At 50.1% G+C, this 14,761-nt stretch carries 10 protein-coding genes; 4 read left to right on the plus strand and 6 right to left on the minus strand.

The annotated features are described in order from the left end of the window. Positions 1-54: 54 nt before the first annotated feature. From E4633_RS20200 to E4633_RS20225, 6 genes are read right to left on the minus strand one after another with little or no spacing between them, the layout of a single operon-like run. A complete protein-coding gene (locus tag E4633_RS20200; protein WP_135873141.1) occupies positions 55-558 on the minus strand; it encodes a hypothetical protein in 504 nt (167 codons plus the stop codon). Continuing rightward, a complete protein-coding gene (locus E4633_RS20205; protein WP_135873142.1) occupies positions 558-2,783 on the minus strand; it encodes an AAA family ATPase in 2,226 nt (741 codons plus the stop codon). The genes E4633_RS20200 and E4633_RS20205 overlap by 1 nt, the downstream gene beginning before the upstream one ends. Positions 2,784-2,825: 42 nt before the next feature. Continuing rightward, positions 2,826-3,341, minus strand: coding sequence for a hypothetical protein (locus tag E4633_RS20210; RefSeq protein ID WP_135873144.1), 516 nt, complete (start codon positions 3,339-3,341; stop codon positions 2,826-2,828). Beyond that, the gene (locus E4633_RS20215) at positions 3,334-4,923 is read right to left on the minus strand and encodes a site-specific integrase (protein WP_135873146.1); all 1,590 of its coding nucleotides are present in this window, start codon (positions 4,921-4,923) and stop codon (positions 3,334-3,336) included. Before E4633_RS20215 ends, E4633_RS20210 begins: the two co-directional genes overlap by 8 nt. Next, positions 4,917-6,923 carry a tyrosine-type recombinase/integrase gene (locus E4633_RS20220; RefSeq protein ID WP_135873148.1) on the minus strand — a complete coding sequence of 669 codons (2,007 nt, stop codon included), beginning with the start codon at positions 6,921-6,923 and terminating at the stop codon, positions 4,917-4,919. Before E4633_RS20220 ends, E4633_RS20215 begins: the two co-directional genes overlap by 7 nt. 46 nt (positions 6,924-6,969) lie before the next feature. Continuing rightward, entirely contained in the window at positions 6,970-8,118 is a 1,149-nt protein-coding gene (locus tag E4633_RS20225; protein WP_135873150.1) for a tyrosine-type recombinase/integrase, read from the minus strand. A 402-nt stretch (positions 8,119-8,520) separates the two neighbouring features. Between E4633_RS20225 and E4633_RS20230 the strand changes: the two genes are divergently transcribed. The 4 genes from E4633_RS20230 (at position 8,521) to E4633_RS20245 (ending at position 14,761) form a co-directional block, all read left to right on the plus strand. Continuing rightward, a complete protein-coding gene (locus E4633_RS20230) occupies positions 8,521-9,027 on the plus strand; it encodes an HNH endonuclease (protein ID WP_198419486.1) in 507 nt (168 codons plus the stop codon). 374 nt (positions 9,028-9,401) lie between these two features. After that, the gene (locus E4633_RS20235; protein ID WP_135873151.1) at positions 9,402-9,704 is read left to right on the plus strand and encodes a hypothetical protein; all 303 of its coding nucleotides are present in this window, start codon (positions 9,402-9,404) and stop codon (positions 9,702-9,704) included. A gap of 483 nt (positions 9,705-10,187) precedes the next feature. After that, positions 10,188-12,962 (plus strand): type I restriction endonuclease subunit R, encoded by a 2,775-nt coding sequence (locus tag E4633_RS20240; protein ID WP_135873152.1) that lies wholly within the window; start codon positions 10,188-10,190, stop codon positions 12,960-12,962. A gap of 14 nt (positions 12,963-12,976) precedes the next feature. Further along, positions 12,977-14,761 (plus strand): restriction endonuclease subunit S, encoded by a 1,785-nt coding sequence (locus E4633_RS20245; protein WP_135873154.1) that lies wholly within the window; start codon positions 12,977-12,979, stop codon positions 14,759-14,761.

Raw genomic sequence — 14,761 nt, forward strand, 5'->3', positions numbered from 1 at the left:
CTCTGATGATAGGGAAAAGTTTCTTGGACAAGTGGAATCATGTCTAATGGCGGTTTAAGTATCCGACTTGACGAGATTTAACAGGTCTCCCTTCACTTTCGTGGTGGACAAAATCCTTACCTTCCTCATGGCAATATCCAATTGCCCGCGAAGAATTTTGACCTCCTCCTCAAAATCACGCAGCTTGGCCTCGGCTTTTTTCCGCAAGGTGCTCTCTCTCTCCAGTTTATTCTCAGTGGAGGTAAGCCTCTGCCTCAAATCATCGACTTTCTTCAAGATGTGACCAAACTCCTTCTCGTCAAGTTGATCAGGAGAGGGCAGTGCAGATGCAGCGACCTCGTCGGCACCTATCCCCCAGCGCTTCAGGAGGTACTCTTTCACATGCTTTTTGCTAAAAGTCGCCGATGCTACACCTGAGGCTAGAGTTAGATTTCGACGAGTTATGCAGCGCCCCTCATCTCTTAACGTTCCTGCCGCGGTTTCGATTTTGTCATAGGTTTCCTGGCGGTCCCTCTCTTGCTTTAACCTAAGTGCCTCAGGTATTTCCTTCTTTGCCATCAGATCTCCTTTGCTGCCATGGCCGCTCTTAGATCAAAACCCACGGAAACGGATGAGACATTTGGTTCAGCCTCTATTGCGCGGGCAAAGGCCTGCCAGTTACCCACAAATACCACTTGCAGTCGTGCCCTCGTCAATGCCGTATATAGCAATGATCGATCAAGCCCCTTTGATTCCGTCACCGGAACGACAACCCGATTGAACTCCGACCCCTGTGCCTTGTGTACTGTGATGCCGTAAGCCAATTCAATCCCAACCTCAACCATCTGCTCATCGTCAAGCGTAATTTCCCTGTCACCAAAAAGGAATACAGGGTTGTACCCCTCTAGCCGCACCAATTGTCCTAACGTTCCGTTAAATAAGCCCAGTTCGTAACAGTTGCGGGTCACGATCACCGGGTCACCCACAAAGAAGCCCCATCGCGCCAAGTGCACGCAAGTCTGCGCATCCGAGAGTCTGTACTGAAAGTAGCGGTTCACCTTGGATGATGAATCGTCGCCAAAACGACGACGGACACAAAGCACCTGGCAGTCAAAGCTGAGTTTCTCACTTATGACGTAAAGCACAGCTGCAATATCGGAGTTGTCGTCAGCGCTGACAAAAAAAACTCCTTCTGCATGTCCCTCAAAGGCCTCAACGCTTGTAATCATCTGGAGGCCTGGAACGCACCCTACTCTCACGGATCTTGATATACCTGGTATGCCGGTGGTATCTTTCTGGCGGATGATCTTCTTAAGCTCAACAGTTCTAATGCCTTCGACGCCAACCAACAAGTGAAAGACGACACCGAAACCAATCGGCGGGAGTTGCCCGGGATCACCGATGAAACAGATCTTAACTTTATCAGGTAGGAGACCCAGCAACTTGTGAATTAAGGTCAAGTCGACCATACTGGCCTCATCTATAATAATATGGGCCCCTTCTTCGACCACCACAGCATCTTTGCTGCCTGGCATTTCCTTCCCCTTCTTCAGGTGCTCAATGAACGCATGGAGTGTATAGGCTTTCCGCCCGGTGGCCTCTTCAAGACGCTCCTTCGCACGCCCAGCCAGAGCCATTTGGAAGACGGTCCCTGAGGTCCGGTCGACCATATCATGAACGGCTCTCAGGATAGTCGTTTTGCCGGTGCCGGCGCCGCCAGAAACCACGCAGAGGTGTGAGGAACAAATCATGCGAACAGCTCGGAGTTGCTCTGAGTTTAAGCCGCTGCCATTACGCTCCGTAAATTTTTCATCAACCTGCGCTAGTAGTACCTCGAGGTGGTCAGCGTCTAGAGAAAACAAATTCTCGTAAGAGGATGAGTGGTCTAAGCGTGCTAACGTCACCAACCTGGATTCAACGCGTGCTTCCATACTGGCAGGGCCAATCGGCTGAAGCCCGTCCCCACACCGAACTAAAAGTTTCTCGTTTGTAGCGGCACGGATGGCTTTCTCAAACAGCGCATCAGACTTAGTTCTTAGAAGCATCTTAACCAAGGGCTTCAACTCATCTAGGGTGGTTGCTGTGTGGCCATCTGCCAGCCTATCATAAAGAGCCTGCGCGACTGACGCTGCAATTCGCCTATGATCTTGGCTGCCGATCCCCAAAAGCGCGGCGGCGGCCTCGGCCTTCTTCCACATGCTCTGCGTGGGCGTCCCGAAGGCAATCAGCCGGTATACGTTATCGTTCAGGCGAGAAACTACGTTTTCCTTAAAAACCCTTCGTACAACAACAGCGAGTGACCTGTCGAAGCCGTAGTTGTCGAGGAACTCGTAAATGTTGGCTGATTCACTGGACTGGAGCCATGCCTCGACCAACTTCTCAACCATTCCGACTGGCAGATACTTAGACATGAGCTCAACCTGCCCTTCATTAAGTGCATCTCTGACTGAAATGCCTTCAGTAGCTAAGCCAGCTTCCAGTCTGTCTAACTTACTTGCACCGAAACCGAATCCGCGAAACTGCTCACCCTCACAGAGGAATTGTTTGGTCAGCTTTCCCAAGGGAGGCGCGACGGAAATTGCATTCTTCACGTGGATAGTTTTAGGGTTTCTGGAGAAAGGTTTTTTTACACCCTCGACCCGCCACACCTCGCCCTTAACCGGCAGGCGCCCTTTCCATTTGTAGTCAATGGCCGCTGATATTTCATGGCCAGCGTCATTTTCGCCGTAAAAAATGGCTCCACCTCTGCTGCCAGGGAAAACCCCTTTAACAAAGAACACTGCAGTTTCGTTCTGATTTATCAACGGCTTCTCCTGAGCACTGGGTGGTAATGTGAACGAGCGGTGCTATAGCAAAACCCGTCTACCAGTCTCGAAAAGATGGTCAATTGCAGCACTCTCTTCCTGCCTGCAGAGGCGGGTCCGCTTAAGGTCTCCCTCTAGTCGCTTTACTAGATCCTTCAAACGAACATTCTCCTCAGTTAACGAGTCGATTTTTGCTTGCAGGATACTGTTAGCAGAGTCTAGTCGATCAGCGCGTTCAGTTAGCGCATCCTCACGTGTTTTTTCTTTCGTTTTTACCCGCGACTCCTGACCAATTTCTGCAAGGCACTCTGTGTGTTTTTTGCTGATGTGAGGGTTCTTGTAAAGGTGCTGTCGGTCTTCTTCCCGACCAAAAGCCGCAACGGCGATATCCTTTGTGGTTCCGGGAAAGCGACGCCCCTCTTTTTTCAGTCGTGTTACATAGTCCTCATACCAATATGAGTAAAGGAGGCTTATTTCAGAAGGGGACAATTTGAGTTTTGAAATACACTCACGGTCACCGGGCTTGATGCCCCTCAACATCCTGTCAGTACTAGCCACTGGTTGCTTCCCCTGCCTGCATGAAAAGGCTAAGCCGAATCCTGTCCAGCAGTTTCTCGTACTGCTGGGCCATATAGCTGGCTTGCTCAGCCAAGCTTCTGTTGCCACTCTTCGTATGCTTTACGATCCGATCAGCCCACTTTCCGTACTCGGCGGCATAGTAGTCCTCATTGTCGGCATCCGGTACGAGATACTCGCAGTCGAGGCATTCAAACAGGTCGCTTCCACATGAGGTCACGTCAGAACAGATGCCAAGATTGCCGATGCGGTATGCGCGAGGGGTCTTGAGGAGCTGTTCCTCTTTCTCAGTAGACATGTTCATAATCCGGCCCCTGAACAGGACAGGTGGACCTTGCTCACCCCTCTCTCGTCGCTCCTTGGCACGGGCCTTGATTTCTTCATCCTTGACGTGAACGTAGGATGTCGTCAGCATCTGAGTACCATGGTGCCCCGACATGTCGCGAATCTCGACAAAGGTGAAACCCTCGTAGAGCCGCTCGGTGATGCCGTTGTGACGGAAACAGTGCGTGATCAAGTCGTAAGATTTGCCATCTGTGCCAATCACTTTGAAATGCTCTGTCATTTGCTTCATCCTCCTGCGAACCGTGGGGCCAGTCAAAATAAAAGGTGCCAGTTTCCGGTCTTGGTCGCTACCGGCAAGTATCGCGTTAATCATTCGGTTATGTGGAGAAATCATCAGGTATCCCTTATCACTTTCGGGCAGCACATCCTGTAGCTCCTTCGCAACCTTCTGTTGGGCGCGTACCATATCGAGCAGGAACTTGCCGTGTCCTTCGTCCAAGATATGTATCAACTTTTTCCTCGCTTTGTGTTGATTGGCAGCTTGCTTATAATCCGGCACCGTGAGGATGAATCCTTTTCTGCCGTTGAACACATATGGACGAAGGCACTTTAGTCGGATGGAGCATAACTCGCCGACGCGGGAGGGGATGCTCCTAAGAATCCAGTAGCATAGACGATCCTCAAGAGGAACGCGTTCGTCGCGGTACGCCAGGTCAAGCTGTTCGAGAACCATCTCAGGAACAAGGCGCTGACTGTGTTTTCGATCGAGTTCTGTCCGAGAGAAGGGGTTTCCCGGCGCAACTGGTGTTGCGTCGGGCATGTATGGCCAAGTCTGCATGTCCTTGAAGAAGTTATTTACGGCGCTCCACCAACACTCCTTGCTTGACTTACTAATGTCCCTGCGTGGCAACAGGTAATCCTCATATGCCTCAATAACCAGACGGTTGATCTCTGAAAGGTCAGGGGCACCGACTTCCTTGATAAAGAACTTGAGGCAATTGGCCATACTCACAACATTGCTGGATTGGGTGCTTACGGCCCCTCCGTTGCGCAGCCTAAGTAAGACCCAGAAACGTACCACATCCCTATACATAGCAGGAATGCTTGCGAAGTAGATCTTATAGTTGCCATCGCTGTGACCAGCCGAGCGTTTAAGCTTGTCTAAGAACCAGATGGTGTCAGTAAAAGCCGATGCGCTCGTCAGGGTCTGAAAATAATCCTTAAGCTCGGTTTCAATGCCCTCGGTGTACTCGTCAGCTATCGCAACGTCTGTTAACATAAGGTTCCATCATAGGATTCGATGTTTTCTAACGTAGAACTGTAGGCCATCAGCAACCTTTTCGATTTCTGGTACTCGCGGTACTCACAGTATTCCGACTCAGGAATGCCGGCCTTAGCATAGACAGCTTCAAGTTCCGCTGTCTCGCGCCTCTGCGACTCTACAAGGCTTAGCCACTTCGGCTTGAACTGTGGACCAGTGCAAAGATTTTTACAGGTGGCACAATTCGTCTCGCCTGGTCTCTTGCTACAGGGGCCTTCACTGGCGTGCTTGACACACCGCCCCAATTCAACGTCACGCTGGCCTAAAGCAAACTCTGTGTACAACACTCGACGTTCCTCTTCACTGAACTTACTCAACTGTTTCTGCGGCACTTGGGCACGGAATTTTTTCTCGAAAAATTCATGGTTCAGCTCCCCCTGCCGAAGCTTACGAACCTCTGCATAGATTCCGTCTGTCGTCTTCTGGTCGAGATGGCCGAGAAACTGCCTGACCTCAATTGGACGTGCTTTGTTTTCAACCATCACAACGGCAACGGTTTTCCGACACTGGTGAGATTTAAAATCCCACAAATTACCGTCATGATCAGTAATGTTGTGCTTCGCGATGAGCATCCTGATTGGGTGCGTGAAGCCGTGAGCGCTCAGGACATTAACTTTGGACGACTCATCGGAAGACTTCTTCACGAAGATCAGCTTCGTTCCGGTCTCAGCCCGAAGTGCTTCGCTAGCCCGCTCCTGTTCCAAGAGGGCTCGAACGACATCCAGATCCTGGACTCCGACCTCATGGTACAGGCTAAGCCCCCTCCTCACTCGGTGGTTCTTCGTCTTCTGCGGAATATATTTCAAGATGTGCATCTCGATGTCATCGTCATAGGTGAGGCCCCCTTCCTCAATCATCACTGCGTCTAGGTACCTAAGCCCCATTTCCATCATGATTGTAAGACAGCGATTGACCTCAATTGGCAATTCGGTCTTATGGAGAAGCAATTGCAGTACTATCTCCTCCGGAATATACTCAGTAGATGCAGTGTGATCACTTTCGTTCTTGAAACTAACAGTGCGGAAAACATTTTTCAGAACAGGTGGTTGGCCGTCCGGTACAATTACAGTTGTTCGTGCCAGCCAATCGAACATCTGGTTCAGAATCTTGAAGTGGCCTCGGACGGAAGCCATGGCAAGAGGCTTATTTTTATAGGAGCGGGCTTCACAGCACAGGTACTGTACGAGCCTTCTGATGTGTGTGGCAGTTACTGCCGATGGAGTTGCAACGCCAATCTTATCCGACAGGAAGTTGAAAGCCCTCGCGATCATTCCTGTAAAAGTTGATCCGCGAAAGCTGGTCACCTTATTGCGCCATCGCTTGTTAATGAGCCAATATTTGAAAGCTGACTTAAAGTAGGGGTTTTTGACTACAGAGAAATCAAATTCAGCACTCTGCAAACTGGTTCCTTCTGATTTAACCCAGAAGACCTTCCACACGTCGGTGTCCATTCGCATGGCGGCGGCGTTTGATTTTGGCAGAACAACTTGCTGCACCTTCTCCGCCTTGCCGATAATGTCATAAACATGCCTCTTGAAGGTCTTAAATTGTGCAATTTGGTGTGGCTCATTGCCACCTTGAAATTCTCCGATTTCAATGCCGAATACCGTCCTGTAAAAAGAGCTCTGATTAATCTTCTCTCTCTTCGCAGTAAAGATGCTTGCCTGCCTTGTTAGATAGTCCCGGAATTCGACTGGCCACAGAGTGAAGCCAATCTTTAACACGGATGTGATCCCATGCCTCTTTACATGGCATACCAGGGTATCCTCACCATCCAGGGTAAACCTCAGTTCATAGATCTGCTCACGAAGTTCCAGGCCAAGGAATTCTGTGCTTTCATCAATATGTTTCAGTGCGAGACAACGTTCCGACATTGAATCCTGTGGTGGAATGTCAAGAAACGAACGGCAAAGTTTATAGAGGGGCCTGTTGCGTCCACCGTTCAATTCTACTCCCATATCCACCCCCCATCGTGTTCCCTACTTATCTGTCATATGCGCCGTTTTACCAACGGCTTCGCCGCCTTTCGGCAGCATTTTTGATTACTTTCTTGCTTCGCGTGTCCCTATAGGCGTCTAAAGGTTTTTGGGAAGCCCAGCCAACCATCTGGCGGATAATTTCTGGATCTTCTCCTTCCTCTAACTTCTCTTGGATAAAACTTCTACGCCCCACATGGGTCGCAATCTCGGTTGGGTCAATGCCAACTTTTTTTGCAGCCGTCTTCAGTACTCCCCACCAGTTGCGGTAGGTGACAGCTTTCCCGTAGGAAACATCATGCTTCTTCAGATTCACAAACATTGGCACCAAATAATCATCCAAGGCCGTCTCCACGTCCGCTCGCTCCGTCTGTATGTACCGGTCGATGTACTCAGAGGTCCGCTGGTCATGGAACGCGATAATCCTGAACTTGTCCTCGTACTCGTCCGTGTAGCCTTTCGAGCGGGATGGCTTTACCGTCAGGTCGTCGCTGTCATATGCTGAATATTTTATGCTCAAAGCCTCATCGATACGCATGCCCTCGCATAAAAGCATGAAAATCGCCTTATCTCTCTCGGTGTGGAAACTGTCTAGGAAGGCCTTCTTCTCTGCTTCTGTAAGCCAGTGCTTCTTATAGCCCGATGGCTTAAGACGCATATTCTCAATGTCCAGGATCTCGTCAACATGAACCTCATAGATCTGGCCGTACATAAAGCTGTGCTTTACTTTGTTACGAGCATTAAACTTCCTCTGAGCGCTCGTATGAACAGGTACAAATACTTCAACATGGCCTGCAAACCACCTATAAAATCCTTGAATAGCGATTATTGCCCTTTTCAAAGTGCTGTATGTAATCTCACTTGTGATTTTGAGTACACTGCTATTACAGTAAAGACCGTAAGCAAGGTAGTCTTTATAAGCTTCTATGTCGGGTAATGTAGCTTCATGGTACTCAGTCTTGCGCCGATAGAGAAAGTTTAACCACGCCACAAGGTCATAAGCATATGTTTTCCCCGTGCTAGGAGATCGACCACTTTTCTTATGTATGAATTGGTTAATTGCATTAACAGGTAGGCAGTCGCGATAGACATACCACCTCTGAACGTACCCTCCTTTGTCATTGGGAAGAAGAGCTTCTTTGACTTCATGCGGACTGACAGGTTGTCTGTTTGTCACTTGCGCGCGCCTCAACCAGCTCGTTTAGTTATTGAATTTTTGCCCTCATTTCGGTTTGTCCTGCACTATTTGGCCTCCAGAGGTGTGTCAGCAATGTGGAATATCAGAACCTGTAACGAATTTGAGCACCCGATGTGCCGCGGAGGACGCGGAAACGGCAAGGTCACGGAATGAGAAACTATTAGTTGCCGCCGCACTTCCCGCCCCCTTCCAGGCAATGGGAGAGAGACAAGACGTCACTCTTGGGTATTTTTGCTAGTGGCCAGTCTTAGGAGTAGTCACCCCTTCTCAAAGATGGTAGGCTTTGTAAACCGGGGTTCGCTGTGAACCTGGGTTTACAAAGGTATACTTAATCATACGCAACATGTCAATGCGATTTAATTTCGATATGGAGATGAGATAGTGGGTGATAATTTCAGCAATCTACTGGACGAGTTTAAAGCAAAAGAAGGGATCAGGAGCGATGCGGCATTGGCAAAGAGCCTTGGTGTAACCCGCACGTTTATCTGTGCAATCCGAAATGGTAGAAAATGCATGCCACAGACCCTGCAAGACCATATTTCACTGAGGTTGGCTACTGACGTGGCAGCTGAAAGCCAACTACAAGACTACGTTGTTAAGCCTTCTCCCAAAAGCTATCCAATTGATTTAACGGTCATAATAGCCGCTGCGACGAGAGCAAATGGTAAATGCGAGCTTTGTGAACAGCCCGCTCCGTTCTTACGTGCTAACGGGGACCCATACCTTGAGGCACACCACATCAAGCCTCTAGGTGAAGGTGGACTCGATACGGTGTACAACGTCGCGATGTTGTGCCCTAACTGCCACCGGAGAATTCATTACGCAAAAAACGAAGACGATGATAAAAAACTAATCTCAGGCTGCAAAAAATGCACATACAAGTTCTGAAGCGTTTGGAGCCAGAGGGTCCCAGCCACCTCTAGACGTCATTTGCGTAGGTCGTTGTAAGCGGCAACAGCAGTAGGTGGTCTACAGGACATCTCACAGCTTTTGAAAAGGCACGCTAGGTACCTCCTCGTAGTCGTCGTAGTACGGTTTGATCGTGATGCTGGGCAGCCGCTATTATCGGTTCTTCAGGGTTTTCCGTGGGGAAACGAAGCCTGTCACCCTTGGAAATCGGCTGGTGGTTGGAACGGATCGATTTGAAGCCGCCGGTAGCAGCATCTGGTTGAGAGTGGAGCGGTGGAATTTGGGCCGGACCTGGATGGCTAGGCATATCGGTCGGCGGTCAAGAAGGCGAGGCGTGAGTTGGAGGTGTAGGTATGCAAAAGACGATAATTGAACTGACCCATTGGGCTGTGATGGAACGGCCGAACGGGACCAGACATATCATCGCAGACAGCAGAGAGCGCCCAAAACGCTGCCTCACGACAAAAATCCAAGATTTCTTTCCCGCAACCCAGCAGGTAAAAACTTGGGGGGATTATACCTACCAACTCGTCGGGCCGCCTTCTCCGTCTCCTGATGGCACTTGGGAGTTGGGGCAGCACTGGGACGGCAGGGATATCTCCGCTGACTTTGAAAGACAGATCGAGGCCGCAAAAGGAGGCGAAACCCAAAAGTAGTGAGAACCATCCATGAGTGGTTGGGAGGTATGAGTCTTCTCCGGTATCGAGTTTTTGAGCCACCTTCCGCGCCAGGAGTTGTGGCATCTCGGTTATTGCCCCCACGGAAAACCCTGAAGAGCCCTATTATCCTGGTTGGCTGACCAAAAACACTTGGTCCGAAGACTGGCGTCATTTCCTGTGTGACCGCGTTACGGGGGTGCCGGTAAAACTTATTTCGTTGACAGCCCCCCACTTCCCACTTGATGTGTCTGCGCCGTCCAAGCATTTATCAGTTCTCTACCAAAACGTTGACCTGTAAGCGTATTTGTACTATACCATTTTAATCTTTCACGATTTGCACAGAGCTTGTTCTGAGAATGGTGGTTCTTTATAGTTTCGGGTATTTACCATGGGTAATATACAGTGGCGCGCTACTCATGCCTTGGATCTCATTTTAATGGAGTTACCCCAGGCGAGTCGCAAACAGATCATGAGGCAAGTATGACGCCTGAAGCCAAAGCGCGCCTTAAAATTGATGAACAGCTCGATGAAGCCGGCTGGAAAGTGCAAGATTTCAAGCAGATCAATCTTGGGGCCAATCTGGGCGTTGCCGTGCGTGAGTACCCCACCGACACCGGTCCCGCTGATTACGTTCTTTTCGTGAGCCGCGAGCCGATTGGGGTGGTCGAGGCCAAAGCGTTTAACACTATCCTTACCTTTGTAGAAGACCAGACCGAGCGCTATGCGAACAGCAAGCTCAAATGGAAAGTTCGGGCGACCCCGCTTCCCTTTCTCTATGAAAGCACCAGTTTGGTTACTCATTTTACTGACGGCCGCGATCCGGCTCCGCGTTCCCGCGAGGTGTTCCACTTCCACCGGCCTGAGACGCTGGCTGATTGGCTGGGTCAGCCGAACACTCTTCGCCGCCGTCTTACCGAGCAAATGCCAGAACTTCCTGTCCGGAACCTACGCGACTGTCAGGTAAATGCAGTCACTGAGCTGGAGAAATCCTTTGCCTACAACAAGCCGCGTGCTCTGGTGCAGATGGCTACAGGCGCCGGCAAAACCTTCACCGCAATAACCTCAGTTTATCGTTTGCTCAAGTTCGGCGGGGCAAAGCGTATCCTATTTCTGGTAGATACCCGCAATCTCGGGAAACAAGCTCATCAGGAGTTTCACGCCTACACTCCGCCCGATGACGGTCGTAAATTCACGGAACTCTACAATGTACAACGTTTGGCAAGTAATACGCTTGATCCACATGCCCAGGTCTGCATATCGACCATCCAGCGGCAGTACTCCATGCTCAGCGGGGAGCCTATCGATGAATCGGCCGAGGACGTGTCGCTCAACGAGGTGATACAGACCGAGAATCAGGAAAAGGCCGTCGTCTATAACCCGGCCATCCCCATCGAGAGTTTCGATTTCATCTTCATCGATGAGTGCCACCGCTCCATTTATAACCTCTGGAAGCAGGTGCTTGATTATTACGATGCCTTCCTCATCGGCCTGACCGCCACACCCGACAAGCGCACTTTTGGCTTCTTCAACGAGAATGTGGTAGCTGAATACTCCTATGAACAGTCAGTTGCCGATGGTGTAAATGTCGGCTATGACGTATTTGAGATTGAAACCGAAATCACTAAGAAAGGCTCCAGGCTCAAGGCTAAGGAGTGGGTGGACCATCGCGACCGCCTCACCCGCAAGAAACGCTGGAGCCAGCTCGACGAAGATACCCTCTACAATGGCAAGGAACTGGATCGATCGGTGGTAAACAAGAGCCAGATTCGCAAGGTGATCCAGGAAATGAAGTCAGCAGTGGAAACGGTGATTTTCCCGAATCGACGGGAGGTTCCTAAAACCCTCATCTTTGCTAAGACCGACAGCCATGCCGATGACATCATCGCGAGTGTCCGCGAAGTCTATGGGCAGGGCAACGCCTTTTGCAAGAAAGTTACTTACAGGGCAGAAGAAGACCCGGACAGTATCCTTTCCAGCTTCCGCAACGACTACAATCCGCGTATTGCTGTCACCGTGGACATGATCGCCACCGGTACCGATGTCAAGCCTTTGGAAGTGCTGCTCTTCATGCGTGATGTCCGGAGCAAAAACTACTATGAGCAGATGAAGGGGCGTGGGGTGCGGAGCCTCGGTTTTGACGACCTGCACCGCGTCAGCCAGTCTGCCGACAGCGCCAAGACCCGCTTCGTCCTGATCGATGCCGTAGGGGTGGAAAAGTCTCTTAAGACCGACAGCCGTCCGCTGGAGCGCAAGCCCGGTGTGTCGCTCAAAGACCTGTTGCAAGGGGTAGCCATCGGTCACCGCGATAATGACACGGTGCTCAGCCTTGCCAACCGTCTTATTCGGCTGGCAAAACAGTTGGACGAAAAGACGCTGGGGCGTATAGCTAGGGAAGCCGGTGGTGTAAAATTGCCGGAGCTAGCCAAGAGACTGTTGTGTGCGCTAGACCCGGACAAGGTTGCCGAAGCTGCCATTACCGCCGCTCAGGTAGAAGGCACAAGTCGCACAGAAGAGACATTGACCGAGGAGGAATTACAAGTTGCCCGCACCCAGCGCCTTACAGAGGCGTGCGCCCCTTTTGATAAGCCAGAACTGCGAGAGATTATCGAAGCTGCTCGGCTGGAGCGCGAGCAGGTAATCGACCACATCAACCTCGATCAGGTAACCTTCAGCGGTTTCAGCGAGCAGGCAGAGGTCGCAGCCCACAAGACCATCCAGAAATTTACCGATTACATTGCCGCCCATAAGGACGAGATAGCTGCGCTCGACTTCTTCTACCAGCAGCCCTACCAACGCCGCCGCCTGACCTTCGAGATGATTGAGGAGTTGCATGATGCTCTCGCGCGACCTCCGCTATTGCTCACGACCGAGCGGTTGTGGAGCGCCTATTACCGTGTCCAGCAAAGCCAGGTGAAAGGAGCTGACAGCAAGCGGCAGATGACTGACCTGATTGCGCTTGTCCGTTTTGCCATCGGACTGGATGGCGAACTAAAGCCCCTTGCCGATACGGTCAACCTGCGCTTCCAGGAATGGATCTTCCGCCACAATGGCCAGCGCACAACGGCATTTACCCCTGAGCAGACCGAGTGGCTGCGGCTGATGAAAGACCATATTGCCGCCAGTTGTGGTATTGATAGGAATGATTTTGACTATGCGGAGTTTGCTGACAAAGGTGGGCTGCAGAAGGCTTGGAGGCTATTCGGGACGGAATTGGATATGTTGATGAATGAAATGAATAAGGAGCTAGTGGCGTAAGCCGCTGAAACGTAATGGCATTAACCAAAAGTTTAAAAGAGATTATTGCGGAAGACCAGACGGGGCTTCTTTCAAAGCACGAAACGTGGGAACGAGTGCGTCTCGGAGATGTTGCCGGTGTGCTTAATGGATTCCCTTTTGAATCTCGATTTTTTCATCCTTCAGCAGGAATGCCTTTGATTCGTATCAGAGACGTTTTGTCAGGTTCAACAGACACATTTTATACGGGTGAGTTCGAGAGACAATTCTTGGTTAATCCAAGTGAACTTCTTGTTGGTATGGATGGTGATTTTAACTCTGCGCGTTGGAAGAGCAGCCCCGGGTTGCTCAATCAGCGAGTCTGCAAAATCACGCCAAACGAAAACTTCTATTTGGGGCGTTTACTTGAATATGCGTTGCCTGGTTTTCTTGCGGCTATTAACGCGGCTACATCATCAGTGACTGTGAAGCACTTGTCTTCTCGAAGTATTGAAGAAATAGAACTTCCATTACCTCCTCTTAAAGAACAAAGCCGTATCGTAGAAAAACTTGATGAAATCCTGTCTGACCACGATGCCGGTGTGGCCGAATTGAAAGCCGCACAAAAGAAGCTGGCCCAATATCGACAATCAGTTTTGAAATCAGCTTTTGAGGGTGAGCTCTCCGCAGCGTGGCGAATGAAGCGGCCTAAACAAGTTAATTTTCAGGATACAGGCGCACAACTACTCGAAAAAATTCTTGCCGACCGTCGTAAACGTTGGGAAGAAAAACAGCTAATCAAATTTAAGGAACAAGGCAAAGTCCCTCCCAAAGGATGGCAAGATAAATACCTTGAACCAGCAAAGCAAGATGCCACAAATTTGCCTATATTGCCTGATAATTGGGTATGGGCGAATTTGGGACTTTGTTTTTATGTAGGTGTGGGAGCAACTCCGAGCCGGAAAGAGCCAGATTACTGGAATGGTGAAATACCATGGGTAAGTTCCGGAGAAGTTCAGTTCTCACGAATTAGCTCAACGCGGGAGCATATTTCCGAAAAAGGATTGAAAAACACCAGTACCCAGGTAAACCCTAAAGGCTCCGTGTTACTTGGCATGGTTGGCGAGGGCAAGACACGCGGACAGGTATCTATTCTCGATATTGACGCTGCTAATAACCAGAATTGCGCCGCAATCTGGGTTTCAGAAACTGGGATCATGCCGGAGTTCGTTTACTACTGGCTGTGGTCGCAATATGATGCGACACGTAGAGGAAGTAGCGGCAATAATCAACCCGCACTCAACAAGTCCCTGGTAGAGAAAATAGCTATTCCTATCCCGCCACTCGCTGAGATAGAAGTAATCGCTGACATGATTGATTCTGCTTTAATTAATATTTCGGATCAAGAATCCGCAATCATCAATTCCCTTAAACAATCAGAAGTTCAACGCAAGAACATACTAAAAAGTGCATTCTCCGGCAAACTGGTGCCTCAAGATCCAAACGACGAACCGGCTACTGTTCTGCTAGAGCGCATTCATGCCGAGCGCGAAGGACTTGCGAAACAGCCTAAAATGCGCAAGGCAAAGGTGAAAAAGGAGATCTCCGCTGCGATGAAAAAGTTGATCGAAGTGCTCGGGGAGACTGGCGATTGGATGCTTGCTCAAGACGCATTCCGTTTGTGTGGAGTGGCTGATGTTGGTGCAACTACAGATCAAATTGAGGGCTTATATGCTGAACTGAGAGAGCTAGACAAGGCAAAGCGTCTTATGGTGGAGGTGGTAACCGATGCTAACGGCCGCAAACAATACGATCGGCTGAAGCTCGCGGAGAAAGTCTAG

Source organism: Geomonas terrae (genome assembly GCF_004791675.1).
Taxonomy (GTDB): domain Bacteria; phylum Desulfobacterota; class Desulfuromonadia; order Geobacterales; family Geobacteraceae; genus Geomonas; species Geomonas edaphica.

Coding starts and splice junctions, on each gene's coding strand:
- E4633_RS20215 (WP_135873146.1), bottom strand. CDS start 4,923: ATGTTAACAGACGTTGCGATAGCTGACGAGTACACCGAGGGCATTGAA.
- E4633_RS20235 (WP_135873151.1), top strand. CDS start 9,402: ATGCAAAAGACGATAATTGAACTGACCCATTGGGCTGTGATGGAACGG.
- E4633_RS20245 (WP_135873154.1), top strand. CDS start 12,977: ATGGCATTAACCAAAAGTTTAAAAGAGATTATTGCGGAAGACCAGACG.
- E4633_RS20220 (WP_135873148.1), bottom strand. CDS start 6,923: ATGGGAGTAGAATTGAACGGTGGACGCAACAGGCCCCTCTATAAACTT.
- E4633_RS20200 (WP_135873141.1), bottom strand. CDS start 558: ATGGCAAAGAAGGAAATACCTGAGGCACTTAGGTTAAAGCAAGAGAGG.
- E4633_RS20240 (WP_135873152.1), top strand. CDS start 10,188: ATGACGCCTGAAGCCAAAGCGCGCCTTAAAATTGATGAACAGCTCGAT.